Annotated in this window: 22 protein-coding genes, 1 pseudogene and 1 other annotated feature; of the genes and pseudogenes, 19 read left to right on the forward strand and 4 right to left on the reverse strand. The window is 51.6% G+C overall.

Going from position 1 to position 25,958, the window contains the following annotated elements; all coding sequences use genetic code 11:
• Positions 1–22: 22 nt before the first annotated feature.
• From AC3ZPD_RS02270 to AC3ZPD_RS02335, 14 genes are all read left to right on the forward strand, one after another.
• Positions 23–1,063: an iron-hydroxamate ABC transporter substrate-binding protein gene (locus AC3ZPD_RS02270; protein WP_490982636.1), complete on the forward strand. Its 1,041-nt coding sequence runs from the start codon at positions 23–25 to the stop codon at positions 1,061–1,063.
• A gap of 57 nt (positions 1,064–1,120) precedes the next feature.
• Complete coding sequence (locus tag AC3ZPD_RS02275) at positions 1,121–2,128, forward strand: FecCD family ABC transporter permease (protein ID WP_490982637.1); 1,008 nt, start codon at positions 1,121–1,123, stop codon at positions 2,126–2,128.
• Complete coding sequence (locus tag AC3ZPD_RS02280) at positions 2,121–3,149, forward strand: FecCD family ABC transporter permease (RefSeq protein ID WP_490982638.1); 1,029 nt, start codon at positions 2,121–2,123, stop codon at positions 3,147–3,149. Before AC3ZPD_RS02275 ends, AC3ZPD_RS02280 begins: the two co-directional genes overlap by 8 nt.
• Before the next feature lie 37 nt (positions 3,150–3,186).
• The gene (locus AC3ZPD_RS02285; protein WP_490982639.1) at positions 3,187–4,017 is read left to right on the forward strand and encodes an alpha/beta hydrolase; all 831 of its coding nucleotides are present in this window, start codon (positions 3,187–3,189) and stop codon (positions 4,015–4,017) included.
• A 24-nt stretch (positions 4,018–4,041) separates the two neighbouring features.
• Positions 4,042–4,362, forward strand: a complete 321-nt coding sequence (locus tag AC3ZPD_RS02290) for an antibiotic biosynthesis monooxygenase (protein ID WP_490982640.1) — start codon at positions 4,042–4,044, stop codon at positions 4,360–4,362.
• Positions 4,363–4,683: 321 nt separating this feature from the next.
• Positions 4,684–5,748 carry an HD-GYP domain-containing protein gene (locus tag AC3ZPD_RS02295; RefSeq protein ID WP_490982641.1) on the forward strand — a complete coding sequence of 355 codons (1,065 nt, stop codon included), beginning with the start codon at positions 4,684–4,686 and terminating at the stop codon, positions 5,746–5,748.
• A gap of 218 nt (positions 5,749–5,966) precedes the next feature.
• Positions 5,967–6,503 carry a DMT family transporter gene (locus tag AC3ZPD_RS02300; RefSeq protein WP_490982642.1) on the forward strand — a complete coding sequence of 179 codons (537 nt, stop codon included), beginning with the start codon at positions 5,967–5,969 and terminating at the stop codon, positions 6,501–6,503.
• A gap of 23 nt (positions 6,504–6,526) precedes the next feature.
• Complete coding sequence (locus AC3ZPD_RS02305) at positions 6,527–7,225, forward strand: Crp/Fnr family transcriptional regulator (RefSeq protein ID WP_490982643.1); 699 nt, start codon at positions 6,527–6,529, stop codon at positions 7,223–7,225.
• A gap of 19 nt (positions 7,226–7,244) precedes the next feature.
• A complete protein-coding gene (locus tag AC3ZPD_RS02310; RefSeq protein ID WP_490982644.1) occupies positions 7,245–7,721 on the forward strand; it encodes a DMT family transporter in 477 nt (158 codons plus the stop codon).
• A 251-nt stretch (positions 7,722–7,972) separates the two neighbouring features.
• Positions 7,973–8,551 carry a sigma-70 family RNA polymerase sigma factor gene (locus tag AC3ZPD_RS02315; protein ID WP_490982645.1) on the forward strand — a complete coding sequence of 193 codons (579 nt, stop codon included), beginning with the start codon at positions 7,973–7,975 and terminating at the stop codon, positions 8,549–8,551.
• The gene (locus tag AC3ZPD_RS02320) at positions 8,544–9,404 is read left to right on the forward strand and encodes a hypothetical protein (RefSeq protein WP_490982646.1); all 861 of its coding nucleotides are present in this window, start codon (positions 8,544–8,546) and stop codon (positions 9,402–9,404) included. The genes AC3ZPD_RS02315 and AC3ZPD_RS02320 overlap by 8 nt, the downstream gene beginning before the upstream one ends.
• 190 nt (positions 9,405–9,594) lie before the next feature.
• On the forward strand, positions 9,595–11,052 hold the full coding sequence (locus tag AC3ZPD_RS02325) for a 4-hydroxyphenylacetate 3-hydroxylase family protein (protein WP_490982647.1): 1,458 nt from the start codon (positions 9,595–9,597) through the stop codon (positions 11,050–11,052).
• A 261-nt stretch (positions 11,053–11,313) separates the two neighbouring features.
• The gene (locus tag AC3ZPD_RS02330; protein WP_490982648.1) at positions 11,314–11,802 is read left to right on the forward strand and encodes a DinB family protein; all 489 of its coding nucleotides are present in this window, start codon (positions 11,314–11,316) and stop codon (positions 11,800–11,802) included.
• A 170-nt stretch (positions 11,803–11,972) separates the two neighbouring features.
• Positions 11,973–12,464 carry a GNAT family N-acetyltransferase gene (locus AC3ZPD_RS02335; RefSeq protein WP_490982649.1) on the forward strand — a complete coding sequence of 164 codons (492 nt, stop codon included), beginning with the start codon at positions 11,973–11,975 and terminating at the stop codon, positions 12,462–12,464.
• A 67-nt stretch (positions 12,465–12,531) separates the two neighbouring features.
• On the opposite strand, the gene AC3ZPD_RS02340 is transcribed toward AC3ZPD_RS02335, so the two are convergent.
• Positions 12,532–13,449, reverse strand: coding sequence for a YheC/YheD family protein (locus tag AC3ZPD_RS02340; protein WP_490982650.1), 918 nt, complete (start codon positions 13,447–13,449; stop codon positions 12,532–12,534).
• A gap of 264 nt (positions 13,450–13,713) precedes the next feature.
• Here AC3ZPD_RS02340 and AC3ZPD_RS02345 point away from each other — a divergent pair, with 264 nt between their 5' ends.
• Positions 13,714–15,168 carry an amino acid permease gene (locus AC3ZPD_RS02345; RefSeq protein WP_490982651.1) on the forward strand — a complete coding sequence of 485 codons (1,455 nt, stop codon included), beginning with the start codon at positions 13,714–13,716 and terminating at the stop codon, positions 15,166–15,168.
• 16 nt (positions 15,169–15,184) lie between these two features.
• Here the strand turns inward: AC3ZPD_RS02345 and AC3ZPD_RS02350 are convergent, their stop codons facing one another.
• Together AC3ZPD_RS02350 and AC3ZPD_RS02355 are read right to left on the reverse strand one after the other, a co-directional pair.
• Positions 15,185–15,814, reverse strand: a complete 630-nt coding sequence (locus AC3ZPD_RS02350; RefSeq protein ID WP_490982822.1) for a LysE family translocator — start codon at positions 15,812–15,814, stop codon at positions 15,185–15,187.
• A gap of 163 nt (positions 15,815–15,977) precedes the next feature.
• Positions 15,978–16,407, reverse strand: a pseudogene (locus AC3ZPD_RS02355) (DUF3231 family protein); the annotation flags it as partial.
• 108 nt (positions 16,408–16,515) lie between these two features.
• On the opposite strand from AC3ZPD_RS02355, the gene AC3ZPD_RS02360 reads away from it, so the two are divergent.
• Positions 16,516–18,189 carry a ribonuclease J gene (locus tag AC3ZPD_RS02360; RefSeq protein WP_490982652.1) on the forward strand — a complete coding sequence of 558 codons (1,674 nt, stop codon included), beginning with the start codon at positions 16,516–16,518 and terminating at the stop codon, positions 18,187–18,189.
• A gap of 113 nt (positions 18,190–18,302) precedes the next feature.
• Here AC3ZPD_RS02360 and AC3ZPD_RS02365 read toward each other — a convergent pair whose 3' ends face one another.
• On the reverse strand, positions 18,303–19,244 hold the full coding sequence (locus AC3ZPD_RS02365) for a DMT family transporter (RefSeq protein WP_490982653.1): 942 nt from the start codon (positions 19,242–19,244) through the stop codon (positions 18,303–18,305).
• Between the two features lie 107 nt (positions 19,245–19,351).
• Here AC3ZPD_RS02365 and AC3ZPD_RS02370 point away from each other — a divergent pair, with 107 nt between their 5' ends.
• The 3 genes from AC3ZPD_RS02370 to AC3ZPD_RS02380 all read left to right on the forward strand — a co-directional run bounded on the left by AC3ZPD_RS02370 (position 19,352) and on the right by AC3ZPD_RS02380 (position 25,869).
• Positions 19,352–20,776 (forward strand): aminotransferase-like domain-containing protein, encoded by a 1,425-nt coding sequence (locus tag AC3ZPD_RS02370; protein ID WP_490982654.1) that lies wholly within the window; start codon positions 19,352–19,354, stop codon positions 20,774–20,776.
• A gap of 237 nt (positions 20,777–21,013) precedes the next feature.
• Entirely contained in the window at positions 21,014–23,761 is a 2,748-nt protein-coding gene (locus AC3ZPD_RS02375; RefSeq protein WP_490982655.1) for a stalk domain-containing protein, read from the forward strand.
• A 125-nt stretch (positions 23,762–23,886) separates the two neighbouring features.
• Positions 23,887–24,152 (forward strand) — a binding site (T-box leader).
• Between the two features lie 61 nt (positions 24,153–24,213).
• Positions 24,214–25,869, forward strand: a complete 1,656-nt coding sequence (locus AC3ZPD_RS02380; RefSeq protein WP_490982656.1) for a 2-isopropylmalate synthase — start codon at positions 24,214–24,216, stop codon at positions 25,867–25,869.
• The last annotated feature ends 89 nt before the right edge of the window (positions 25,870–25,958 follow it).

The following is a 25,958-nucleotide window of genomic DNA, read 5'->3' on the forward strand; positions in this document are numbered from 1 at the left end:
AGAGGAGAAAGGGGATTCATCCATGTTTTCGTTGTTTTCCGGAAAAAAAATAGCTGCCCTGGCCCTGACAGGGGCAACGGCGTTAGCGTTGGCCGCTTGCGGCTCAAATAACGCGGGCTCCTCCAATACAGATGGAGCCTCCACGGCACCTTCGCCGGCGGGCAATGCGGCCGTAAGCGCAGAGCCGGGCGCGGCTGAAGCCGCATCCGCTAACGCGTCGACCCGCACGCTTTCGTATCTGGGCAAAGAATATACGCTGCCTGCAAAGACGGACAAGCTGGTTATCTCCGGCAGCCTGGAAGCGATGGAGGATGCCCTGGTGCTGGGCGTCAATCCGGCAGGCGCCATTTCAGTCGGCGGCAAATTCCCCGACATGTTTAAGGATATTACCGCAAATGCCGAATCCGTCGGCGAGAAAACGCAGCCTGATTTTGAGAAGATCGTCAAGCTCCAGCCGGACGTTATCCTTGGAACGGCAAAATTTCCGGCGGAAGTGAGCGACAAGCTGGAGAAAATCGCGCCGATGATTCCCGTTTCCCAAATGGCCTCCGATTGGGAGGCCAATCTGAAGCTGCTCGCGGACTTGACCGGCAAGCAGGCGCAAGCGGACCAGGTGATTCAGAAGTACAAAGATGATGCGGCCGCGGCCAAAATCAAGCTTGGCGCTCAACTGCAGGACAAAAAAGTAGTGGCCGTCCGAATCCGGTCGGGCAACATTATGATTTATGGGGAGGATTTGTTTTTTAACCCGACATTATACGGCGATTTGGGTCTGACTGTACCGGCAGAGATCCATGCGGCTACCAAGCAGGAAACCGTGTCGCTGGAGAAATTCAGCGAAATGAATCCCGATTATATCTTTATCCAGTTCTCCGAAGACGAAAACAAAGATAAACCCAAAGCGCTTGAGGAGCTGGAAAACAATCCGATTTGGAAAAGCATCGGCGCGGTGAAGGCGAATCATGTATACGTCAACGTAGTGGATCCGCTGGCACAAGGCGGAACGGCATGGAGCAAAACCCGCTTCCTGCAAGCTGCGGTGGAGAAGTTGTCCGCAGATTAATCCCGCGGGCATGCGGGTGCGTAAATTTATTTTTATTCGAAGAAGAGGGGGAGCCTTATGCGCAAAAATTCGAAGCTTCCGCTGGTGATCCTGGCGGCTTCCCCGATCGCGATCGTCCTTGCTGTCGTCTTGTCTGTCATGCTTGGAGCAAAAAATATCCAAGGCTTTACCGTATGGGACGCCTTTTTCCGATTTGACCCGGGGAATGTCGATCACCAAATCATTCTTCATTCCCGGCTTCCCCGGGCACTGGGGGCCTTGATGATCGGAGCTTTTCTGGCCGTATCGGGGGCGGTGATGCAGGGAATGACCCGGAATGATCTGGCCTCGCCATCGATTATGGGCGTATCAGACGGCTCCATTTTTGCCGTTACGCTGTGCATGATCTTGATGCCGGGCACCTCGTCCCTGGGTCTGATCGGCTGCTCCATGCTGGGTTCGGCTTTGGCCGTCCTCCTGGTTTTTGGAGCCGCGTCCTTGCTTCCGGACGGTTTAAGCCCGGTTAAACTGGCGATTCTGGGAACCTTGATCGGCACGTTTCTCAGCAGTCTGGCCGCCGCCGCCGCTTCCTATTTTCAGCTGTCGCAGCAGATCAGCTTTTGGTATAACGCCAGGCTGCACCAGATGGACCCGCACCTGATCAAGCTGACCGTTCCTTTTGCCGTGATCGGTTTGGCGCTGGCCTTTGGCCTCTCGAAGTCCATCACGGTGCTTTCCCTGGGCGAAGAGGTATCCGCCGGACTCGGACAGAGGACGTTTCTGGTGAAGATGCTGGCGACCTTGTCGGTCATTATCCTCACGGGAATTTCCGTGGCTATGGCCGGTAATATCGGCTTTGTCGGCTTGATTGTCCCGCATATTACCCGTTTTCTGGTCGGCATGGATTACCGCTGGATTATCCCGTGCGCCGCCGTTCTCGGCGGCCTCTTTTTGATCGTCTGCGACCTTGCAAGCCGGTTTGCCAACTATCCGTTCGAAACGCCGATCGGAGTTATTACCGCCTTGATCGGCGTGCCTTATTTTCTGTATCTGATCAAAAGCAAAGGGGCAGGGAGGCATGCGTAACCCATCCAGGAGCCGCTACGTGTCGTTTCTGCTGCTATTTGCGGGAATGATCGCCGCCGTTTTCTATGTCAGCTTGACGAACGGCTCTTTCGATCTTTCGTTAAAAGATATTATTTATTCGCTGCTGCGGATCCGCCGCGTGGCGGAATATGATTTGATCCTTTTTGATTTCAGGCTGCCCCGCATCGCTGCGGCGGCATTGGTCGGGACGGGACTGGGCATCGCGGGAACCGTCGTGCAGGGCGTAACGCGGAACGGTCTGGCCGATCCGGGCATTTTGGGCATTAATGCGGGGGCGGGCGCGGCGGTCGTGCTGTACATGTTCCTTTTCCAAGGGAAGGTGGAGGTTCACGGTCTGGCAGGCGCTTTGACGGTCCCGGTGTTTGGCTGGGCGGGCGGATTGTTGGCCGCTTTGCTGATTTATTTTTTCGCGAGGAAAAACGGAACGCTGGATCCCCAGCAGATGATCCTTGCCGGTTTGGCCATCGGGTCGGGGCTGGGAGCCGCAACGCTTTATGTCTCGCTCAAAATGAATCCGCAGGACTTCGAAATGGCCACCGTTTGGCTTGCAGGGAGCATCTGGAACAGCAACTGGGCCTATATCCTCTGCATGCTGCCCTGGCTGTTGATTTTAACGCCGGTTATGATGCGCAAGGCTCAGCTGCTGGATCTTTATCAGCTGGGGGAACCCGCGGCCAAAGGTCTGGGCGTACGGGTGGAGCGGGAGAAAAAGGTGCTGCTGGTCTGCAGCATCGGCCTGATCGGCGCCTGCGTTGCCGTATCCGGCAATATCGGGTTTATCGGCTTGCTGTCGCCGCATATCGCGAAACGGCTCGCGGGACACCGGCATGTCCGCATCCTTCCGCTGGCGGGTCTGATCGGCGCTTTCCTGGTCATGGCGGCGGATGCGGTAGCCAAGCTGGTTTTTGCTCCTGCCGAGCTGCCGGTGGGTATCGTCATTGCCGTAATCGGCGTTCCTTATTTCATTTATTTGCTTTATGCGGCTAAACGCCGTTCGTAATCTATCCTACTTGCAAGGACAAAGGAGGCCATTTTTCATGATCGTTCAAAACCGGACCGAGCAAGCCTGGATTCCCGGAACCCGGCAGTGGGATGTCCTTTCGAGCGAAAGCCGCCGCGACTACCGAATCTTTGTGTACATCCCGAAGGAAGTGCCTCCGCCCGGCGGATTTCCGGTCATTTACCTGCTGGATGCCAACGCGGTATTTGGTACGCTGGTGGAGACTCTGAGGGTTCAATCCCGCAGGCCGGAGAAAACTGGCGTGGAGCCGGCGGTAGTCGTCGGAATCGGTTATCAGACGGAGGATGCTTTTTCACCGAGCCGGACTTACGATTTCACGTTGCCCAGGCCGGCTGCCGAACCTTCGTACACTTTTAAAGGAAGGACGTTTGCGGAGCAGGGCGGAGCAGAGCTGTTCATGCGGTTTATCCAGGAGGAGCTGAAGCCGGAAATAGAGCGGACCTGCCCGGTCGACCGGCAGCGGCAGACGCTGATCGGCCACTCGCTTGGCGGGCTGTTTGCGCTGCAGGTGCTGCTGCTTCATCCGGAGTATTTTCAATGTTATATCGCAGGCAGTCCGTCCATCCACTGGAATGAGGCTTTTATTTTTAGAGAAGCTGCCCGGCTAGGAGACAGGCTCTGCGAAACTTCCGACGGAATCCGCCTGCTTCTGGCAGCAGGGGAACTGGAAACCGCCCACAGGATGATAGAAAACGCCGAGGCGTTTAAGCGGAAGCTGGAAGAATACGTTTATCCGTCCCTTTATTCTGAGCTCAGTATTTTCGAAAAGGAAGGGCATGTCTCGGTTTTGTCCGTGCTGATGAGCCGGGGGGTAAGATTCGCTTTGGCGGCAGCAGGGAAAGTTTAAGGAATGGGAAAGGAGATTTCATTTATGCTGGTTCAAACCCGATTGATTACACTGGTTAAAGGTTACGCGGATGAGGTGGCCGGACGCTTCAGCCAGGAAAGCCCGGTTGACGGTTTTGAAGGCCTGATCGACCGGACGGTGCTGGTTAATACCAAAAACAAAGATTACGATGAAGTGATGATCCTGATCCGCTGGGCCTCCAAGGAGGCTTGGAAGAACTGGGAAAAAAGCGACGTGCATCTGGCCGGCCACCGCGCCAACCGCGGCAAAGCCGAGCCGGATTACGTGCTGGACAAAAAGGTTTCGATGTATGAGACGGTGGCGGTCATCGAAGGGAAACCTTAATTGAGGGCCGCTTCAGAAAAGCAGCCGGCCGGAGAAACAGCCTGGCCGGATACAAAGCTGAAACCGTATGGAGCCGCCGCTGTTCGGCGGTTTTTCTTTTTCGCCAGGGAGGATACAATCGTTAATGGCATTAAATTTTTGAACTTCAGGGGGCGGAAACAGGTAAAAAGTACTAAGTTGACGGCGCGTCTCTTGACTTTAAGGTCATAAAGACTATGTAAGATTCCCGAGAATGTAACGATAAAGGTGTAAGAGCCTATTTTAAGCTAAACGGCTTCTTACGTCCTTTATTTAGAAAGCTTTTTGCAGGAGGGAAATCGATTGAGAGTTTCTGTAATGAATCTTAAGCAAGGCGACCGCCTGCTGCAAGACACCTTTAACAGCTCCGGCCTTCATATTCTCGGAAAGGGAGCGGCTATTAAAGCGGAAGATATCGCGCTGCTGCTGCAGCACCGAATTGATTATGTCGAGATCGAAACGGAAGCGGAGACGGTGTCAGGAAGTTTCCTGCAAAACCTGTTGTCGGAAGAGGAGACCCATGCCGAGCAGGTGATCAAACCGAAGTTTGATTTTACGGTCCGCAATTATCAGTCCATGTTTCTGGATGCGCTGGTGAACGGCCGACTGAATTCGGCAAAGATTGAAAATGCCTTTTTTCCGCTGGTCCATGAGCTTGCCTTACATAAGGACGTCGTCCGTCTGCTGCTGATGCTAGAGCGAGATGACGTCAATAATTACACGCACTCCATTCAGGTGGGAACTTTGTCTTTTTACATAGCTAGCTGGCTGGGTTATACGGAGGGAGAATGTTATCAGATCAGCAAAGGCGGATATTTGCACGATATCGGGAAATGCAAGGTTCCGCTGCGGATCCGCTACAAGGAAGAAGCTTTGACCCTAGAAGAATGGAAAGAATATAAGAAACATACGATTTACGGTTATAATCTCATTCAAAACTCCAAAATGGATCAAACGACGGCATTGATCGCTCTTCAGCATCATGAACGCGAGGATGGAACCGGTTATCCGAACGGGATGATGAAGGACGAGATCCATCCGTTTGCGCAAATTGTAGCGGTGGCTGATGAATACATCAGCATGCGGGAACAAGCCGATCCGAGCAAGCCGAACAATCTGATCACCAATTTAAAAGAAATGTATGCGCTGAGTTTCGGCAAGCTGAGCGAGAAGCCGGTCCATGCTTTGATTCAGCATATGCTGCCCAATTTTATCGGGAAAAAGGTCCAGCTGAACAACGGCGAACTGGGCACCATCGTGCTGAACAACTTGTCCGACATGTTCCGTCCGCTCGTTAAGGTAGACGAAAACGTGTACCGGGATCTTTCGAAAAACCGGAGCCTGGATATCGAAGAAATTTTGCTGTAGCCGTATGTATAACCGGATAGCCAGCCTTGGCAAATACGCCTTCCGGAGATTTAGGTTCAGGTCTTTAAAAGCTAGCTGTCGGAGCCATCGGCTTCGGCAGTTTTTTTGTTAACCGGTTAAAATATCCGTCAAGCTGGAGCTTGAGGACATATGTCCTTCCCTTGATCCCCTTGCGTGTTTTTTAATAAGAAACAGAGACGACAGAAGGAGAGAGCCTTATGAAAGGAAGCGTAAAGGGGAGTTTATTTGCTTTTGCCGGAGGCGCCTGCATAACGCTGCAGGGTGTGGCCAATGCCCGGATCGGCAAGGATATCGGTACCTGGCAGGCAGCGGCGGTGACCCAGATGACCGGGTTTGTGCTGGCTATTTTGATTTTTCTGCTTGTCTGGATGGTCGGTAAAAAGGAGAAAAAGAAAATAAAGACCCTTCATGAAGGGAAAATAGAGTCCGGGTCCGGCGATGGCGATGCTCCATTGGAGCGGCCTGAAGCAAAACGGACCGGAATACGGGCGGTAAAGCCGCTTTATCTGATCGGCGGCGCTTTTGGCGCGGTCGTCATTTTCAGCGAAGTAACGGCTATTCAGGCCATCGGCGTCACTTTTACGATATCCGCGCTTTTGATTGCGCAGCTGGGCTTAACTTTTCTGATCGACAGCAACGGCTGGTTTGGCGTCGTCAAACAAAAAATGAAGCTGCCCCAGTTTGTAGGCATCGGTCTGATGATAGCCGGCGTTGTTATTTTAAAAGCCCTGTAACGGGTTGGAGGTTGTACACGGACATGAAAGAAATCCAAGATCGGCAGCAGCTGGACGCGTATATTAAGGAACATAGGCTGGAGGGCGTTTTCCCGGATGAGCTGCAGGACCATTTGTCCCTGTTCGCTTACGAGCGGGGGGAGCTGATTTGCTCGCAGGGCGACCCGGGCCAACAATTATTTGTGCTGGTTAAAGGCAAAATCAAAATTTTTACAACCTCTGCCGAGGGGAAATCGCTGATCCTGTCCTTCAAAACTCCTTTAGAAATTATAGGGGATATTGAATATATCCAGGGGATCGAGATCATCAACACGGTGGAAGCCGTCTCCCCGGCGGTCATGATAGGCGTCCAGTACCGCTGGCTGGATAAACACGGAAAAAATTACGCCCCGCTGCTGCGGTTTTTGCTGGATATTATTACGGAGAAGTTTCATAGAAAGTCGAATTTTCTCAGCTTCAACATGCTGCATCCGGTTGATGTCAGGCTGGCCAGCTATCTGCTGTCCGTCTCTTATGATGAAAACGGGTCGCTCGTAGACAGTCAGATCAGCACGTCGAGCCTGCGGGACGCCGCCAATCTGATCGGAACCAGCTATCGTCACGTAAACCGGGTCATTCAGAAATTTTGCGCTGAGGGGCTGGTGGAGCGAAATAAAGGACATCTGCTTCTCAAAAACAAAGACGGTCTGCGGGCTTTGACCGGCCACAGCATTTATGAGTAGTTAGAAGGGAGGCGTTTCAATGATCGCCGGAATATTGCTTGCGATAGTCGCGGGTTCGCTGGTGAGCCTGCAAAATATTTTTAACAGCAAGGTCAATCAGCGGGTCAGTTCCTGGGGAACAACTTCGTTGGTCCTCGGGATGGGATTTGCGGCTTCGCTGCTGCTTGGCCTGATATTTGAAGGGGGAAAAATGTTTAACCTGGTGAACATGCAGCCATGGTACTGGATCAGCGGGATGATCGGCGTTGGGGTGGTCATCTGTCTGGTACAGGCGCTGAAACGGCTGGATGCGACGTTCTCCATCTCCATGGTAATGACCTCTCAGCTCGGATTTGCTCTGCTGTGGGATTCGCTGGGCTGGCTGGGGCTCGAAAAGGTGCCATTCCGGCCCAATCAGCTGATCGGGGTGCTTGTCATCGTCGCTGGAATCGTTGTGTTCAAGACAGGCGGGAATTTCGGCTGGCTCCTTGGGAAGAAATCAAAATTGAATGCGTGAGTGAAAGACAGGGTGCTCTTCGGAACGGAGGGCGCCTTTTTTTCGGGCATCAAGCGGATAACTCTCCCAGGTATTTGCTGCAACGATAGGCGATTTTCGGACGTCAAATAAAAATAAAGCACATTTGTTAATGAACGGCTGTTTTTTCCGTATTAACTTACGTGAGTTTGCAAGAAACAAGTTGCGCAATTTGTAAAACTCAGAAAATACGATGGGCTGCAGCCCAATTTATGTAAAGAGGAGGGAAGCAGATGGAAGGGGTGCACCCTGCCGCAGACCGCTACCTGGACCATTCGGACAAGCCGGCTCAACGGATGCCCAAGGAGGAGTTCGCGCGCATTTTCGACCTATACCACAAGAGGGTTTATAAATATATCTGCTACCGGATCAATCATCATTATGCCGCGGAGGACTTGTGCAGTCAGGTTTTTGAGACGGTCATTCGCAAGTATCATCTTTTTTCTCCGCAAAAGGCAAAATTTGAGGTCTGGCTGTTCGCCATCGTCAGAAATGTGGTGACTGATTATCATCGCACGCAGAAGAAAAGAGCCTTGTTCTCTCTGGATCTCCTGTTGGACCTTGTGATGTCCAAACCCTCGCCGGAAGAGATGGCCATCCAAGGGGATAATCATCGGGAATTGTTTAAAGCTTTAAGCAAGCTGCGGGAGAAAGAGCGTCATTTTTTGGCGATGAAGTTTGGCGCAGGACTTAAAAATGCCGAAATTGCTGAGCTGATGGGGATTAGCGAATCCAACGCCGGTGTAGTCCTGCACCGGAGCCTGAGAAAGCTCCATAAGATTTTAGAGGCTGGGGGGTTCAAGTATGAGTGACAAAAACAATTTGGACAGGCTGGATCAATTATCGAATTGGCTTGAATCCAACGAACCAAACGATCCGTTTCTGCAAGAACGGCTTTATCACCGGATTATTCGAAAGGTTTATCTGGGACAGACAGACGATACTAAAAAATTAGAGGATGGGATGATGAACATGAACAAACGTAAATGGACTACAGGAATTGCAACGGCGGCTGTGGCAGTAGGTTTGATCGGCGGATTTTCCGCTACAGGTTATGCACAGGAGCTGTTTCAAAATATTAGAGCCCAGTTTCATATCGGCAATATGAACATCACCCAATATGACGGCGCGGTTCCGGTGCAAGAAAGTGATGGAGCAAGAGGCGGTGAGAATGCCGGTTCAGGAAATGCTGGAAACGTCTCCTCCAGACAAACCGCCGCACCGGCTCAATTGACGCTCCAGGAAGCCCGGAGTGCTACGGGCATGAACTTCCCGGCACCGACCTGGCTTGGGGATTACGAATATGTGAACACCGTTGTTCAAGGAGACAGCATGGTTGAACTGCAGTACCAGAAAGGCGAAGTGCCGCTGAACCTGCTTGTCTCCAAAGGGGGAGAAAACGGAATTTCCACGGCGGATGAAGTGAACACTAAAAATATTGGCGGAACAACGGTTTATTTTGCGAACGGAATTGTCATCTGGGAAAATCAAGGATTTACCGTTGAGATGTATGCCCAAGAAGATTTTGATACCGATACGCTTAGTAAAATCATTTCCGGGATGAAAACCGGGGAGGACGTTGCCCCTTTGACCAAAGAAGGGCAAAACCAGCTGAATGAGATGGAGAACTCGCGGAGAGCCGCGGCGGCAGAGGCATCTAGATAAGTTAGCTGTTAGGTGCAGAGCAGCTAGTAAAATATATCGAATACAGCCCATGGAAAATTCACTTTTCCATGGGCTCATTCATTATACGGAACAAAAAAATTGAAGAAAGGTTCTATCACCGGATAATTTTATGAGCCAAATTTGACAGCCGGGAATACAGTAGCTACAGAACGAGGAGGCGAATATCTTTATGCCGGTAAAAAGCGGTAACCAATACAAGGAACGTATTGATCGCCATAAGCGGAACATATGGTTAAAAGGCAGCAGGTTGGAAGGTCCGGTATCGGAGCATCTCGCATTTAAAGGACTAATGAAGACGCAGGCTCAATTATATGACCTTCAACTGGAAGATAACGGACCGACAAAATGGACCTATCCATCCCCGCTTACGCAGGAAGCGGTGGGGGTTTCTTATATGCAGCCCAGAACCAAAAAGGACCTGGCTGTCCGGAGACAAATGATGCAGGCCTGGGCGGAGGTGCATCATGGATTTTTGGGGCGTTCTCCCGATTACATGAACACGGCTGTCATGGCTTTTGCGTCCGCGGCTGGAATCCTGGAGGAAGCCAATCCGGAGTATGCATTCAACCTCAGACGTTATTACGAATACTGCCGGGAACAGGATATTACCTTGTCGCATGTGTTCATGCAGCCGAAGGCCGCCCGTTACCAGACCTTTGTCCGGACGCTGGAGGAGCCGGCGGCAGCCCGGATTGTGGATAGAAACAACGAGGGAATCATCGTAAAAGGGGCGTTCCTGCTCGACACCCAAGGTGTGACCGCGGACGAAATTTTTGTTTTGCCGACGCCTTTTCCGCATCTGGAATCCGAAGACAGCCCGTACGCCTTTTCGTTTGCCGTGCCGAGCCACCAGGACGGCATCCATTTTGTATGCCGGGAAAGTTTTGTAGGCGGCGAATCCGCTTATAATTACCCGCTAAGCTCCCGTTTTGAGGAGATGGATACCCTGGTATTGTTCGACGAGGTGCTTGTGCCATGGGACCGGGTATTCGTCTGCGGAGAAGAGAACTTAATCCAGCGTCTCTTTAGCGAAAGCCATTTCTATACGCATGCCAGCACGCAAATCATGTGCAAAAATATCGCCAAAACGGAATTTATTCTTGGAACCGTCGAAGCTATCATCGAATCGGCGGGACTGGACGGCGAGCAGCCGATCATCGACCAAGTGGCCGAATTGCTTATGGCTCTGGAAACGCTTAAGGGGCTGCAAATCTCCGCTGAACAAGGGGCGAAAAAGGACCGCTGGGGCAGCATGCTGCCCGACCGCAAACCTTTGCTTGCGGCCAATGCCTATTTCCCGAAAATTTATCCCCGCCTTATTGAAATTGTCCAATTAATCGGATCCAGCAGTCTGATGGTCATCCCGGATGAAGCCGAATTCGATTCTTCGGTGAGCGGCCTCTTATACGAATACATGAAAGGAATCGGCATCAATGCCAAAGATAACATTCATTTGTCCAGGCTTGCCTGGGAGCTGGGGGCCAGCGCGTTTGGGGGCCGGCAGCAGGTGTATGAGCGTTTCTTTTTTGGAGATGCCAAAACGGTTAACTCGCGTTTGTACAATGGATACGGGGAACAAGCGAAATATAAACAAAGAGTGATGGATTTTCTGGGCCAAAATCAATAAACCGTGGGCATCAAAGCCGCACTCCGGAGTATGAGCATTCGAACTATGCCGGCAAAAGGAATGCCGGATCGCGCAGCCGTTTCGGGGAGCAGGTTTAATAAAACCGCTGAAGGCTTGGAGGTCAGCGGTTTTTCTCCTGCCCCGGTCTTTTTTATAGGCGTTTTGATCCTTGCAATCGGTCATATTCCTGCTAGTCTGGATGCATATCGCCGTTAGGGCGGCAAATCTTGAAACCGGTCCATGAACCTGGGGAGGAATGGGATGGAGACTTTTTTTCAATATAATTGGCTGGTCAGGGAACGTTGGTATAATTGGTGCGAGGAGCTGCCTTATGAGGAGCTGATCCGGGAGCGGACAGGCGGCGTGGGCAATATCCTGAAAACTCTCTTCCATATTGTCGATGTGGAGTGGAGCTGGATCCGAGTCTTGCAGGGACAACCCGACTTTGAAGAGGACTTTGAGCTTTATAAGACCCTTGATCGGGTTCGGGAACTGGACCGGAGGTTTAAACCCGAAGTCGAAACATTCGTTAAGGCTTGGCATGAGGGTCTGGAAACCCAGCCCTACGAATGGGTGCGTTATAACGGAGAGAAGCAGCTTGTGGCTTGGGGCGAAGTGATGCGGCATGTCATCGCGCATGAAATCCACCATATCGGACAGTTGTCTATCTGGGCGAGGGAAATGGGACAAACACCGGTTTCGGCCAATGTGATCGGCAACGGATTGATCAAAGTCTCGAACACGCTTTAAATTTCCTGGGAAAGCGCAGGAATCGATAAGATCCCGCCTGGTTTGGCAAACCCTGTTGATTTCTGGCCGAACATTTCCATTTTTTGAGTACCGACTGCTTTGCGGATGTCCGGATTTCATGTACACTTATATTTAATGATTTCAAAAGAAAGAATAGGGGTTTGTTCGAAATGATCATCCGTGAATTGCAGTTTAAAGACAACGCGGCCATCGAAAGGGTTATCCGGGAATGCCTGGTCGAATTTGGCGGCAACCGGGCGGGACTGGCATGGGAAGACGAAAGCATGCACGATTTGTATCATTATTATGCTAAGCCGGGACGGGCTTATTGGGTGATAGAGCGGGATTCCGGAGAAATTGCCGGCGGCTGCGGAATCGCTCCCTTTGATGAAGGAAAGGAAATCTGCGAGCTTCAAAAGATGTACCTGACACCGGAAGCGAGAGGAACGGGCATGGCTCTGGAGCTGCTGCAAACCGCTTTGGCGTTTGCCGGGCAGCACTACAGCCAGTGTTACCTGGAAACCTTGCAAAATATGCATGCCGCCAACCGTTTTTACCGTAAAAACGGGTTCGAGCTGCTGGACGAGCCGCTTGCCGGATCGGAGCATTTTGCCTGCGATGCCTGGTATATTAAAGATCTGGCGGAAAGCACGAACTCATAATGCGTAAAAGAATAAACTTCCCCGCCTTCTCAGTTTTCACTTGAGGAGCCAGGGGAAGTTTTATTTTTCAGCGGGATCTTGCTGCATGCTTAGATAAGAAGGGTTTTGAAGACGAACGTTTTTTCCGATGCAGCTTGCTTAGAACCATTGGTGCCGGAGCGGGGATAGGGGCGGGGATTGGACCCGGATTCGGTATTGGAGCAGGGACCTCAGCCCGTTCCCGGTCTGAACCGCTCTGCCATTTCTTTAGTTCACGCATTCTCTTCAGCATTGTTTTATCCTTTAATTCCTTAAAAATAATGCTGTTCGGCTGAGTGTTCACCTCAAGTATCCATGGCTTCAGGGAGGCGTCCAGCCCGACGTCCAGCCCCAGTTCTTTGAATCCCCGGTTTGATTTCTCCAGTTCGGCAGCTATTTTATGGCTTAAGGTTTTGAGCTCCCGCAAAAACGATAACCTGGCTTTTCTGGTCCGGATATAAGGCTTCAAAATCTGATGAACCGGAAGCGCCTTGCCGTCTGCATGAAAGTTGGTGACAATCTTTCGCGGATGCGATACCCGGCCGATGATGCCCGTATATTCCCAGCGTTTCTGTTCATTCTTCTGCATGACGATCCGGATATCCGTGATTCTGCCTTTATGTTTTAAAAGCCGGATGCCCTGTTGGATGATATACGTTTTGTCGAGTTTGGCTTCATTTAAGGCCGCGTACAGCTCGGGATAGGACTTGAAGCTCCGGCTGCTGGAATCTTTATGAAAAACATAAGTGCCGTCGCTCCGTTTCCGAACCTTGATGACGCCTTTGCCGCCGGAGCCTTTATCAGGTTTGATATAGACCATCTTGTGTTTGTTCAGCATCACTTCCAGACTGTTGTAGGCGTAAGTGGACGTATCCGGGACATACTTGGAGAGCTCGGCGTTTTGCAGAAGGATTTTTGTTTTTAACCATTTGCTTCCCATCGTAACCGTCGGCTGCTCAAACGGCATGTTCCGTTCACCTCTTCGTTTGGGATCCGCGGATGAGCTGCGGGGAATGAGTTTATAATAAAATATGAACTTAGGCTTTAAATTGCTTTACTTATAACCCATCCAGGTCCATAAAGTAGGGAAACTGCCAGCTATAATAATGCTGACTTTAGAGGTGTCAGGATTGATGCAAAATGAATTTATTTAATGAAATCATCTTGGCGGGGCAGTCTAAACACGGGAAATTCAACTTCAAAATCATAACCAGATGAGGTTTTGTCCAACATGAATCAGACATCGGAAAAAAAACAATCCACAAACAGCGGGCAGGACGGCTTGAAGTGGTGGCAGCTTTCCCTGCTCGGGGTGGCCGGAACGATCGGCACTGGCTATTTTTTGGGCTCAAGCCTGGCGATTTCGTTCGGGGGACCCGCAGTATTACTGGCTTATTTGCTGGCAGCTGCAGGCACCTATATGGTTTTTGACGCTTTGTCCCGCATGACTGCGGATCAACCGGAACAGGGCTCATTCCGTTCTTATGCGAAAAAGGCGTTTGGCGGCTGGGCCGGCTTTGGCAGCGGCTGGGTGTATTGGTTTTCCGAAATGCTCATCATGGGCAGTCAATTAACGGCGCTTTCGATCTTTGCGCGGTTTTGGTTTCCGGCCGTTCCGATGTGGATTTTTGCCGCCGGATTTGGGCTGCTGGGGCTGTTGATCGTATTTTTTGGCAACAAGGGTTTTGATCGCGTGGAAAATGTGTTAGCTGTCATCAAATCGGCGGCAATCCTGATGTTTCTTATTTTGGCCGCAGGATTGCTTTTGGGCTGGATCGACGGGGGCAGATTCAAGCCTAAAATGCCCGGCGGTTATGAAGGATGGTTTCCTACCGGCTGGACCGGATTGTGGTCGGCTTTTATTTTTGCCTTTTATGCTTATGGGGGAATTGAGGTCCTCGGCATCATGTCCTACCGGCTCAAGAAACCGGAAGAAGCGCCAAAAGCGGGAAAAGTGATGTTGCTGACGTTGTCGGTGGTTTACGTGCTTTCGATCGGACTGGCGATCCTGATGGTTCCGCTCAAAGCCTTTAACCCGAAGGAGAGCCCTTTCGTGCTTGCCTTGAGCAGCGACCATTTGGCTTTTGTGCCTCATTTGTTTAACGGCGTACTGATTATCGCCGGATTTTCGACGATGACCGCCTCCTTGTATGCGGTAACTTCCATGATTAACACTCTGGCCCGGGAAGGGGATGCTCCCCGGCTGTTCGCAAGAAAGTGGAAGGATAAATATCCGGTATTCGGTCTTGCGCTGATTTCCTGCGGCCTGCTGGCCGCCATTGTCATGGCCCTGCTGCTGCCGGGAAAAGTATACGAATACATGACCACCGCCGCGGGTTTAATGCTGCTGTACAACTGGTCTTTCATTTTGCTGTCCTCAGGCAAGCTTCTCAAGGCAGGCAAGTTAAGCGCATTCAAACGCTGGACGGGCCTTGTGCTTATAGCGGCTGCGGTCACAGGAACCTTGTTCCATTCGTTAAGCCGTCCCGGCTTTTTTATTAGCCTGCTCCTCGTCTCCTGCATTGCGATCTGTGGTTTTCTGGTGGAGAAACACCGGAACGGCCGGAAGGAGACAGAAACCGAAAGCACTGAAACGGCATCCGGTTGGAAGGGACCGCCGCATCGGCTGGAGGAAGGCACCTTTTATAAGATCAAAGGGATTATCCGGCAAAAAAACAAAACTTGAAGGGAAGATTCAAGTTTTATAGGACTAACATCCGGAAAGCTTGTACGCCGAAATAAAGGCCGAAGCCGACCAGTGAAAGTCCAGACAGGAAAGAGATGCCTTTCAAAACGGCAGGGGTCAGGAATCTCCGAAAGAGGCTGGAGGCGGCAGCCATCGTAAAATCCCAAAGAACGATGCCGATGACGATTCCGCCGCTGTAAATGAGCAGCCGGTCCATAGGATAGGTATTTGCGGCATCGGCCAGAATGGAACCGTAGATGCCCAGCCAGAACAAAATGGAGAGCGGATTAAACAAGGACATGAAAAAGCCGGACAAAAAAGATTTGGCCAATAAGGGCTCGCCGCCCCTCATTTCCGCAAACGACGTCTTGCCGGCATCCTTTATGCTCTCTATTCCCGTATACAGCAGGACCATAAAGCCGAATAACCATAAAAAAGCTTTAATGTACGGCGCATCAAGCATATGCGACACCCCGAAATAGACGACAAACATATACGCCAAATCCGCCAGCAAAGCTCCCAACCCTACCGCCCAAGCATGCCAAAACCCGCCGCGGAGGCCTTTGTCCAGCTGGGCGGCGTTAATCGGGCCGATGGGTGCGGAAAGCGATAAACCAAGAAATATGTATCCGATAAACAGGTTGATGGGATTCACCTTCTTTAGGTTTGGTGCCCTATAGCTATATTCAAGACAGCCGATGATTAGGACAGGTTATTCACGTTATGGAAACAAAAGGGAAACTTGTGGTGACCCTATAAAACGAAAAAAGACGCCAAATTGGCGTCTTTCTTACTAACTGTGACCCTGCTTATTCAGGTTTCTTGATGAAAAGCGGAGGCGGGATCAGCCAGCCTTTTTCTTTGACCATTTTCAAAATTTTCAGGCCGAAAGCGGTTTTCATGCCGTGATATTTAGCGAACAAAGCGCCGATATCCTCGCGGATCGACATGCCCATCGCCGTGCTGCAGCCGACCAGCCCCGCTGAGTTTTCAACCGATTTTTGCCGCAATCCCCATGTCGGAAAATCGCGCTCCCGGCGGAATGTCCTCCAGCTTGGCTTCCGGCCGTTCCGGCGCCACCGGGAAAGGAGGGATCCCGTTTTTCAGCAAAAGATCATCGAGCTCCTTGATTTCCAGCTTGCACGGGTCGATCAGTTCGTAAAGAAGCTCTTTCAATTCTTTGTCTCCGGCATGATAAGTATAAGCTTGGGTGCAGGACAAACAGCCTTTCGCTCCCAGTATGTCCTATTCCCGAAAAAGCATCAGCCTCCAGCGCATAACTTTGGAGGATTCCCCAATACTAAAGGTAGTTTCCACCTCACTGACCATTAAGGAGGGCCCTTTTAGTTGAAGAAGACCGAACGCGGATTGCTGATTGCTGCGCTGGGCGGCGTTAACGAAATAGGTAAAAATATGTACTTCATTCAATATAACGACGATATCGTCGTTATTGACTGCGGCTCCAAATTTCCGACCGAAAATTTGCCGGGCATCGACCTCATTGTTCCGGACATTACGTATTTGCTGGATAACAAAGACAAGGTGCGGGCGCTGATCGTGACGCATGGACACGAGGATCACATCGGCGGCATTCCTTATTTGCTTAAACAGCTTAATCTGCCGGTTTACGCCAGCAAGCTGACCTTGGGGTTGATCAAAATCAAACTAAAGGAACACGGTTTGCTAAAGGATGCGGAGCTCCATACGATCAATGCCGACTCCGTTGTTCAGATTAGAGCGATTGAGGCCTCCTTTTTCTCTATTAATCACAGCATTCCCGACTGCCTGGGTATCTGTTTCGAGACGCCGGAAGGAACCGTCGTTCATACCGGGGACTTTAAATTCGATATGTCTCCGGTCAGCGGACCTTATCCGGATCTGCACCGTATGGCGGAAATCGGCAAGCAAGGCGTAAAGGTGCTGCTCTCGGAAAGCACGAATGCGGAACGTCCGGGTTTTACCCCGTCCGAGCGGCAGGTAGGCGAGCATCTGCTGGATGCTTTCATCCGGGCCAAGCAGCAAGTCTTTATTTCTACCTTTGCCTCCAACGTCAACCGGGTGCAGCAGGTCATTGATGCTGCGCTCGAAACAAACCGGAAGCTGGTTCTGCTGGGCCGCAGCATGGTTAATGTCGTTAACGTTTCAAAGGAACTCGGGTATTTGCGGATTCCGGACGACCTGATCATTGAAGCGGAGGACTCCGAACGTTATCCGGCCGAACGGATTGCCGTGCTTTGCACCGGCAGCCAAGGAGAGCCGATGGCCGCATTATCCAGATTGGCCAGCTCGAAACATCCAAAGATCGAGATTTTACCCGGAGACACGGTTATCATCGCCGCCGGACCGATCCCGGGCAACGAACGGAATCTGGCTCACGTCATCGATAATTTATACGTGCTGGGGGCCAAGGTCATTTACGGCTCGGGAAGCGCTACGGGCATGCATGTTTCGGGACATGGCAGCCAGGAGGAGCTGAAATTGATGCTCACCCTGATGAAGCCGGAATATTTGATTCCGGTGCATGGCGAATTTCGCATGCTGTACCAGCACAGGCTGCTGGCGGAGTCGGTCGGCATGGAAACCGACAACGTATTTATCGTGAACAACGGGGATACGGTGCGCGTCGAAAATGGTCAGGCGATGCTGGGTCCCAAAATTCCTTCCGGGAACAGCTTTGTTGATGGCCTTGGCATTGGCGAAGTAGGAAATATCGTGCTCAGGGACCGCAGGCATCTCTCTTCGGATGGGATGATCATCATTGTGACGACGCTAAGCAAATCCGAGAAAACAATGCTGGCTGATCCTGAGGTCATTTCCAGGGGATTTGTGTTTGTCAGGGAATCCGAAGAGCTGATGAATCAGATCCGGGATTTGGTCCTGACGACCATGAACGGCCTCAATGAAGCGGAACGAAGTCAATGGAGCGATATCAAACAAACCTTAAAGGACAACATCGGCAGATTTATATACGGACAGACGAAAAAAAGGCCGATGATTTTACCGATTGTAATCGAGGTTTAAATGAAGCGGACGGAACCAAGGACGTGTGCCGAAAGCCTGGAATGCAGAGCATTATTTCAGGCCGGCAGCGTCTTTTTTTTGCTTATTCATCTTTCGTTATTATTCTTCGAGGCTTATGAATCTTTGGCCGTTGTGACCCGGCTCCTTCTAGGCCAGCGAAGATTGAAGATTCGTTTGCTTTTCAGGGCGGACGAATTCATCAGAATCAACCCGGATACGATGACCAGGACGCCGACTATCATATACCCGTTCAACGGTTCTCGATACAGGATGAAGCCGAGGCCGAGCGCCAGCACGGGAGAAATATACAGCCAGGTCATAGGAAACATTGGCGTTGTTTTGACCACAAGCCAGTAAAATAAAGTGCTGGCGATCATGGAACCGAAGCAGATCAGATACGCCAGGGAATAAAGCGCCTCCGCACTGGAAAAGGCCCGGGCATTAAACGTCTCCGTAAAGCAGGAGACCAGCAGAAGCCCTGCCCCGCCATAAGCCATTTGCGCTGCATTCAGGGCCACGGGAGAAACCTCTTTGAACCTCGGCATGACATGTTTGGAGTATAAAGCTCCGCCCGCATAGAAGATCTCGCCGACCAGGATCACGAGGCTTGCCGTCAGCCAGTGAGACCCCTTCGGGAAGGAGGCTCCCGGAATCAGGAGCAGCGCAACGCCTGCGAAACCGACGACACAGCCGGCAGCGGCAAGAAACCGCGGCTTGTTCCGGAGAATAAGCATTTGAATCAGCAGGATCATGATCGGCCCCGTTGCGGATAAAACGGCTGCGATTCCCGAAGGCAGATATTGCTCGGCCCAATATAAACAGGCGAATAAGCCAAAGGTGAGTCCCAAACCGTTCAGCAGCATTTCTTTCCTGAGCAGCAGCGAAAAAGACTTCTTGCCACGCAGGGCAAGGAAAGCGAGGATCAAAATCCCGGCCGAGAAGAAGCGGATCCCTCCGCTCATGAAAGGCATCAGCCCCGCATCGATCCCCCATTTGATCGCAAGGAAGGTCGTTCCAAAGATCAGGCACATGATTGAAAAAGCGACATAAACCATTCCTAATTCCTCCTTTTGGCCTTATTATAGAGAACAACGGACAGACCAGAGTGAGAAGTACAGACCAGATGTTCTAAATGGTAGATTAGAGTGAAAGAGAAGGAGGGATGAGCGTGCTTACACCATCCGATAAACCCGCGCAGAAGCTGTTCAGCCAGGTTTACGACTATTTGGCGGAACAGCTGTCCAAGGACAGATGGCGCGAACACGAAAAACTGCCTTCCGTCAGAACCCTGGCCGCGGAGCTGGGCGTTAACCGGCTTACGGTGCTGCGCGCCTATCAGCTTTTGAAAGAAAGCAGGCTTGTTTACGTGAAGGAGAAATCCGGCTATTACGTGCTGCCCCGGACGCAAGCTATGTCCCAGAATAGATTAGAAGGAGAACAAAACCCATTGCCCGCTTGGTCGCCTTCGCCCGCGCTTACGAGTCCAAATGAAGATCTTATTTCATTCGCTCAGGCGATCGTGGATCCGGGTCTGCTGCCCAACCGTTATTTCTCGGAATATGCCAAAAAGGTGTTTGATCTGTATCCGAAGGTGCTGGGCACTTATTCCTCGATCCAAGGGGACGGAGAACTAAGGGGTGTGCTGGCGGATTATTTCTCCCGCACGCATGAGCTCTATGTGGAACCGGAGGAAATTCTGATCACGGGCGGTGCCCAGCAGGCGATCGATCTGGCGGGACGGGCTTTCGTAAAGCCCGGGGAAGCCGTCATGCTGGAGCGGCCTACATATCACGCCGCGATTGATATTTTTAAACATCAGGGGGCGCAAATCGTGGCCGTAGATATCCATCCTTGGGGATACGATATGGATGAAGTGGAGAAGCAGATGCGCCGGCATAAGCCGAAAATTTTTTACATAAATCCGACCTTTCATAACCCAACCGGCTACACGGTGCCCGTTCAGCAGCGGAAACAGCTGGCCGAACTGGCGGAGCAGTACCGCTGCATGATTGTGGAGGATGATTCGTTCCGCGACATTTATTTCCGGGATCCGCCTCCGCCTCCCGTAGCTGCCTTCGATACCGAAGGCTGGGTTCTATACATCCGGAGCTTCAGCAAATATGCCGCTCCCGGCTTGAGAATGGCCGCGGTATGCGCGGCATCCTCCCGGATGAAGCTGCTGCTGCATTACAAATTCCACATGGACAATGGCACAGCGCTGCTCAACCAGAAAGTATTTCTGCTGTATCTCGCTTCCGAGCGGCTGACCGGCCATCTCGAGAAATTAAGAATTGCTTTGCTGCTAAGGAAACAAGTCATGGAAAAAGAAATGCGGGCCGGAGGACCCGCCGGCTGGACGTGGGAAAGCCCGTCGGGAGGACTAAACCTGTGGGTGGAACTGCCGGAAGAAGCTCCTCCGCTCGACCGGATTGCCCGGCTTTGCGCAAGCCATCAGGTTGCTTTTTCCCCGGGAAACGCTCACGACCCGCTGGGGCGGATGAACCGCCGGCTCCGGCTCTGCTACTCTTTCCTCAATGAGGATCAGATCCGGAAAGGGATCCAAATACTGCGCGAAGCGCTCCGTTAAGAAAAGAAAACCGCTGAAATGATCAGAACCCGCTGCCAGCGGGTTTTTCTTTGTTTCGGCAAATAAACCGTAATCCAAAGAAACAGGAGCGGATAAATTTTTTGTTCCCTGATCATGAAACTTTTGGTAATCGGCAAACGTCAAAACATTTGCAGGAGGTGGGGAAATTTTAGTCACTTGGCGGACATAGTTGTCGGCTACATATACAGGTCAAGAATAAGCAGGAGGGTGAACATTTTGAAGAAAATCGTGAGCGCTTTAATGGCCACCGTCGTTTCAGCCGCTTTGATCGCGCAGCCCCAAGCGCATGCGGCTTCTACGATAAAAATTTATATCGACGGAAAGGAACTGGTGACCGATCAGGCGCCCGTCATTTCCGCCAGCCGGACCTTCGTGCCGCTTAGAGGCATTTTTGAAGCCTTGCACGCCAGCGTTTTATGGGATTCCTCGACGAAAACCGTTACTTCCTACAAAGACGGAACGACCGTGATCCTGAAATTGGGGGCCAATACGGCAACGGTCAACGGCAAAGTCGTATACCTGGATGCGCCTGCGGTCAGCAAAAACGGCCGGACTTTGGTGCCGCTGCGTTTCGTCAGTGAATCCCTTGGTCAAAGCGTGCAGTGGGTGCCGGCCAGCCAAAGAGTCGTCATTACGACGAATGACGGCTCCGGAACGCCTTCCCAAGGCGGCGTGGACAGCGTATCTTACGTAAGCGCGCGCGTATCAGGCCAGACCGGAACGGGCTCCGATGTGACGGTAAGTTTTTCCCGCCCGGAGAATCCGGCCAACATTTCGGGATACCGGATTTTTATCGTAAAACAAGCAAACGCCTCCAGCTTTACTTATGCCAAGGCGCAAACGGTCAGTTCGTCCAATTATACGGCTGTGGCGTCTAACGGCGGCGACCAGTCCGTCAACCTGAATGCGCAGACGCGGGACGTGGACGGCAACACGCTTGTTGCAGGCGCTTCCTACGAAGCCTTTGTGATGAGCGTGGGAAAAACGGGCGGCTACGCCTTATCCTCATCTTCGTCAACGTTTACTTTGTCCGGACCTGCGGTGGCTTCCGTATCGAATCTCACGATCAGGGATTCCGCAGATTATGGAGACGGACGCGACTTGACGGTGAACTTCTCAAGGGCTTCGAGCGAATCCAACATTTCCGGCTACCGGGTATTTATTGTGAAAACCGCAAACGCCTCCCAGTTCACTTTATCTTCGGCCAATTCAGTTTCAAGCAGCTATTATACATCCGTAGGCAAATCGGGCAGCAGCTTAAGCGTAACCTTAAATGCCGGCAGCCGGGATACTTCGGGCGATCTGATCAGAAACGGAGTTTCCTATACGGCTTTTGTTTTGTCGTTGAGCAATAATTCCCTTTATGCCAATAAGCTCTCCGGCCCGTCAGCTTCCTTGACGTTAAATACCGTTAATACGGCCCCGATCGTGAACCGGATAAATGACGTAACGGATTACGGGGATGGACGGGATTTGCAGGTAACTTTTACGAAATCCGCGGATGAATCCAAGGTTAGCTATTACCGGATTTTTGTGGTTAAATCGGGAAATGCGGGCAGCTTTAATTTGAGTTCCGCGAACGCGGTATCTTCCGGCCGTTATTATGATGTGGCGAGGACCGGCAATTCTTCCATCACCACGATTCTCCCGTCCAATATGAAGGATGTGCAAGGCTCCTATGTGACCACAGGCGTTTCCTACCGGGTGTTTGTCATGGCCATGTCGAACAATCCGTCGCAGTATCCAAACCTGCTTTCAGCAGCTTCGGCTTCACTCACGCTGACTTACGACAACGTAACGGCGGTCAGCAACCTGAAAGTCAGCGATACCGCCGATTATGGGGATGGCCGCGACCTGAAGGTGACCTTCAACAAAGCCGGAGACGAGGGTAACGTGTCGGGCTACCGGGTATTTGTGGTCAAAAGCGGGGATGTCAACAGCTTTAATCTATCCAAAGCGAATAGCTTATCCAGCTCTTATTACACCAGCGTTTCCCGTACAGGGGGAAATCCGAGCCTTAATTTGAACAGCTACACGCGTTCGACGGACGGAGCGGCGATCACGAGCGGCCAGAGCTACAGGGTGTTCGTCTTGACGGTGGCAAGCAGCGGTAACAACGTTTTGTCGGCGGCGTCTTCATCGATCACCTTGTCCAGTAATGTGACGCTTGGAGCCGCGAGCAATCTCGGCGTTCAGGATACAGGCGACAATGGGAATGCCAGCGATTTAAACGTCAGCTTCAGCAGAGGGGCCGGAGAGTCCAACATCGGCAGCTACCGCATTATGGTAGTCAAGGATTCGGAGGCTTCCGGTTTTACGCTGGCCAAAGCCAATAACGTTACGAGCTCTTATTATAAACAGGTAAGCAAAACGGGCAGGGATTTCGACCTGAACCTGGATGCCTGGATGAGAACGGTAAACGGAGAAACGATTAAAAACGGAACGGCTTACCGGGTATTTGTCCTGTCGGTGGGCGCTTCCGGTTACAGCGGCAGCAATGCGCTGTCAGCGGCTTCTTCGGCCATCACGCTTTCGAACAATTTGTCCATCAGCCCGGTAACCGGAGTTACCGCTGCATTAAACGCAAATAATTCGGCAATTGACGTTACCTTTGCCAAATCCGAAACGGAAAATAGGATCTCCGAATACCGGATTCTGGTGGTGCCGTCCGACCGGGGAACCTTTACGCTGAGCGACGCCGAGGCGGTTGGAGGAGTGGGTTATTTGAGCACAGGCAAAGAAGGGCAGACGGTTATGCGGACAATATCCGCCGATATTACCGGAGCGCAGCTTCAGGCGGGCCTGAGCTATAAGGTTTATGTGCTGGCCGTTTCAAACGGCAGCATCAATACGCCGGATGCGCTGTCCGCGCCGTCCGGAACGGTAACGCTTCCTGCGCCTTCTTCTCCTGTTCAGGATCCTGGCGCGGAACCTTCGGTCCCTTCTGAGTCTTCCACTCCCTAGTCTTAACGGTATGCCAAAGAGGCTAAGCGAAATTTATAAAATTCAAGATACTAAAAAGATTTTAACATCATAAGTTAATTAGGGCTGGATTAATTGCCTGGTTCCTGCTATTATTATGGAAATATTTAAATGCTTGGATGAGGAGCAGTACCTGCCTGTCCGGTTTACAGAAAGCTGCTGGTCGATGCGAAGCAGTAGAAGGACATCGGGGAACTCGCCTTGGAGCAGCCGTTTCGAAACCTGAACCTTTGGTTCCGGGAGTAGCTTCGGACGGATCGCCCGCCGTTATGAGGGGTTAGGATAAGGAGCCGGCTCTTTGTCCGCTGAGCGTATGAACAGCTGTTCATAAACTGGAGTGGTACCGCGTAAGACATGGTCTTTCGTCTCTAATGGAAATTGGAGATGAAAGGCCTTTTTATTTTTATAATAACAGCTAATGGAAGGGGTTAAGCATGATGGACTACACAAAGTACAAACGGGGATATTTCATGCCGCCGGTAATCACGTATGATTGGGTACAAAAGGATTATATCGACCAAGCGCCGATTTGGTGCAGCGTCGATCTCCGGGACGGCAACCAAGCACTGGTGAAACCGATGAATCTTCAGGAGAAGCTGGCCATGTTTCAAATGCTGGTGAAAATCGGCTTCAAGGAAATCGAAGTGGCATTTCCGGCAGCGTCCGATACCGAATTCCAGTTTTTACGGACGATTATTGAGCAGGACATGATTCCCGAGGACGTGACGATCCAGGTACTCACCCAGTCCAGGGAGCATATTATCCGCAGAACCTTCCAGGCTCTGGAGGGCGTTCCGCAGGCTATCGTGCATCTTTATAATTCAACCTCGGTCGCGCAGCGGCAGCAGGTGTTCCAGAAGAGTAAGGAAGAGATCAAACAGTTGGCCGTGGACGGCGCTATTCTGGTGAAAGAGCTGGCGGCCACGACGCCGGGAAATTTCCGGTTCCAATATAGTCCGGAAAGCTTCCCGGGAACGGAAGTGGACTACGCTCTGGAGGTGTGCAACAGCGTCCTCGAGATCTGGCAGCCGGACCGTGAGCATAAAGCGATTATCAATATTCCTACGACGGTGGAAATCGCGATGCCGCACGTTTTTGCCAGCCAGATCGAATACATTCACAAAAATCTCTCCTACCGCGAGGGTGTCGTCTTGTCCGTGCATCCACACAACGACAGAGGCAGCGGCGTAGCCGACGCGGAATATGCGGTGCTGGCTGGGGCCGACCGGGTGGAAGGAACGCTTTTTGGCAACGGGGAAAGAACGGGCAACGTCGACGTCATCACGCTGGCGATGAATTTATATTCCCACGGGGTGGATCCGAAGCTGGATTTCAGCAATATGACGGACATTATCGAGGAATATGAACGGCTTACCAATATGCGGGTTTCCGAGCGGCATCCTTATGCGGGCCAACTGGTCTTTACAGCCTTCTCCGGCTCGCACCAGGATGCGATCGCCAAAGGCATGCAGTGGAGGGAAAAACATAACTCGCCGATTTGGGATGTTCCTTATCTGCCTATCGATCCGAAAGACGTGGGCCGGAACTACGAAACGGATGTGATCCGCGTTAACAGCCAGTCCGGCAAAGGCGGCGTAGGTTATATGCTGCAGCAAAATTACGGCGTACAGCTTCCGGCCGGGATGAAGGAAGAAATGGGTTATCTGGCGAAGGGCGCTTCCGACCAAGAAGAGAAGGAATTGACCGCAGAGGAAATTTACAAGCTCTTTAAAGCCGAGTACGTCGATAACACGCAAAAATTTGATCTGATCGACTGTCATTTCAATAAACAGGGAGAATCGATCGTTGCAACGCTTGAAATCTCCCGCCAGGGAACACTGGATAAGATCAACGCCCTGGGGAACGGGCATCTGGATTCCGTGAGCAACGCCTTCAAAGCTTATCTGGGCAAAAGTTTTGATCTGTCCTTCTATGAAGAACACTCGCTCGGCCGCGAATCCTCGGCGCAGGCGATTGCTTACGTAGGCCTTACGGCAGGCGGGAAAGTGTACTGGGGAGCAGGCGTACACCCGGATATTATGCAGGCTTCGGTGCACGCGATCCTGGTGGCTTTGAACCGGATGGAGTAGTTCCGTTGCGTGAAGACTCATATTTCTAAACAGCTAAGAGAAAACCCGCCGCTGGCGGGTTTTCCTTTTTTTACCTTTGGATCACCTAC

The organism is Paenibacillus mobilis, assembly GCF_058267595.1.

Bases quoted from the DNA above. Each gene is read 5' to 3' on its own strand.
- AC3ZPD_RS02270 (WP_490982636.1), top strand. From the start codon at position 23: ATGTTTTCGTTGTTTTCCGGAAAAAAAATAGCTGCCCTGGCCCTGACA.
- AC3ZPD_RS02275 (WP_490982637.1), top strand. From the start codon at position 1,121: ATGCGCAAAAATTCGAAGCTTCCGCTGGTGATCCTGGCGGCTTCCCCG.
- AC3ZPD_RS02280 (WP_490982638.1), top strand. From the start codon at position 2,121: ATGCGTAACCCATCCAGGAGCCGCTACGTGTCGTTTCTGCTGCTATTT.
- AC3ZPD_RS02285 (WP_490982639.1), top strand. From the start codon at position 3,187: ATGATCGTTCAAAACCGGACCGAGCAAGCCTGGATTCCCGGAACCCGG.
- AC3ZPD_RS02290 (WP_490982640.1), top strand. From the start codon at position 4,042: ATGCTGGTTCAAACCCGATTGATTACACTGGTTAAAGGTTACGCGGAT.
- AC3ZPD_RS02300 (WP_490982642.1), top strand. From the start codon at position 5,967: ATGAAAGGAAGCGTAAAGGGGAGTTTATTTGCTTTTGCCGGAGGCGCC.
- AC3ZPD_RS02305 (WP_490982643.1), top strand. From the start codon at position 6,527: ATGAAAGAAATCCAAGATCGGCAGCAGCTGGACGCGTATATTAAGGAA.
- AC3ZPD_RS02310 (WP_490982644.1), top strand. From the start codon at position 7,245: ATGATCGCCGGAATATTGCTTGCGATAGTCGCGGGTTCGCTGGTGAGC.
- AC3ZPD_RS02315 (WP_490982645.1), top strand. From the start codon at position 7,973: ATGGAAGGGGTGCACCCTGCCGCAGACCGCTACCTGGACCATTCGGAC.
- AC3ZPD_RS02320 (WP_490982646.1), top strand. From the start codon at position 8,544: ATGAGTGACAAAAACAATTTGGACAGGCTGGATCAATTATCGAATTGG.
- AC3ZPD_RS02325 (WP_490982647.1), top strand. From the start codon at position 9,595: ATGCCGGTAAAAAGCGGTAACCAATACAAGGAACGTATTGATCGCCAT.
- AC3ZPD_RS02330 (WP_490982648.1), top strand. From the start codon at position 11,314: ATGGAGACTTTTTTTCAATATAATTGGCTGGTCAGGGAACGTTGGTAT.
- AC3ZPD_RS02335 (WP_490982649.1), top strand. From the start codon at position 11,973: ATGATCATCCGTGAATTGCAGTTTAAAGACAACGCGGCCATCGAAAGG.
- AC3ZPD_RS02340 (WP_490982650.1), bottom strand. From the start codon at position 13,449: ATGCCGTTTGAGCAGCCGACGGTTACGATGGGAAGCAAATGGTTAAAA.
- AC3ZPD_RS02345 (WP_490982651.1), top strand. From the start codon at position 13,714: ATGAATCAGACATCGGAAAAAAAACAATCCACAAACAGCGGGCAGGAC.
- AC3ZPD_RS02365 (WP_490982653.1), bottom strand. From the start codon at position 19,244: ATGGTTTATGTCGCTTTTTCAATCATGTGCCTGATCTTTGGAACGACC.
- AC3ZPD_RS02370 (WP_490982654.1), top strand. From the start codon at position 19,352: ATGAGCGTGCTTACACCATCCGATAAACCCGCGCAGAAGCTGTTCAGC.
- AC3ZPD_RS02380 (WP_490982656.1), top strand. From the start codon at position 24,214: ATGATGGACTACACAAAGTACAAACGGGGATATTTCATGCCGCCGGTA.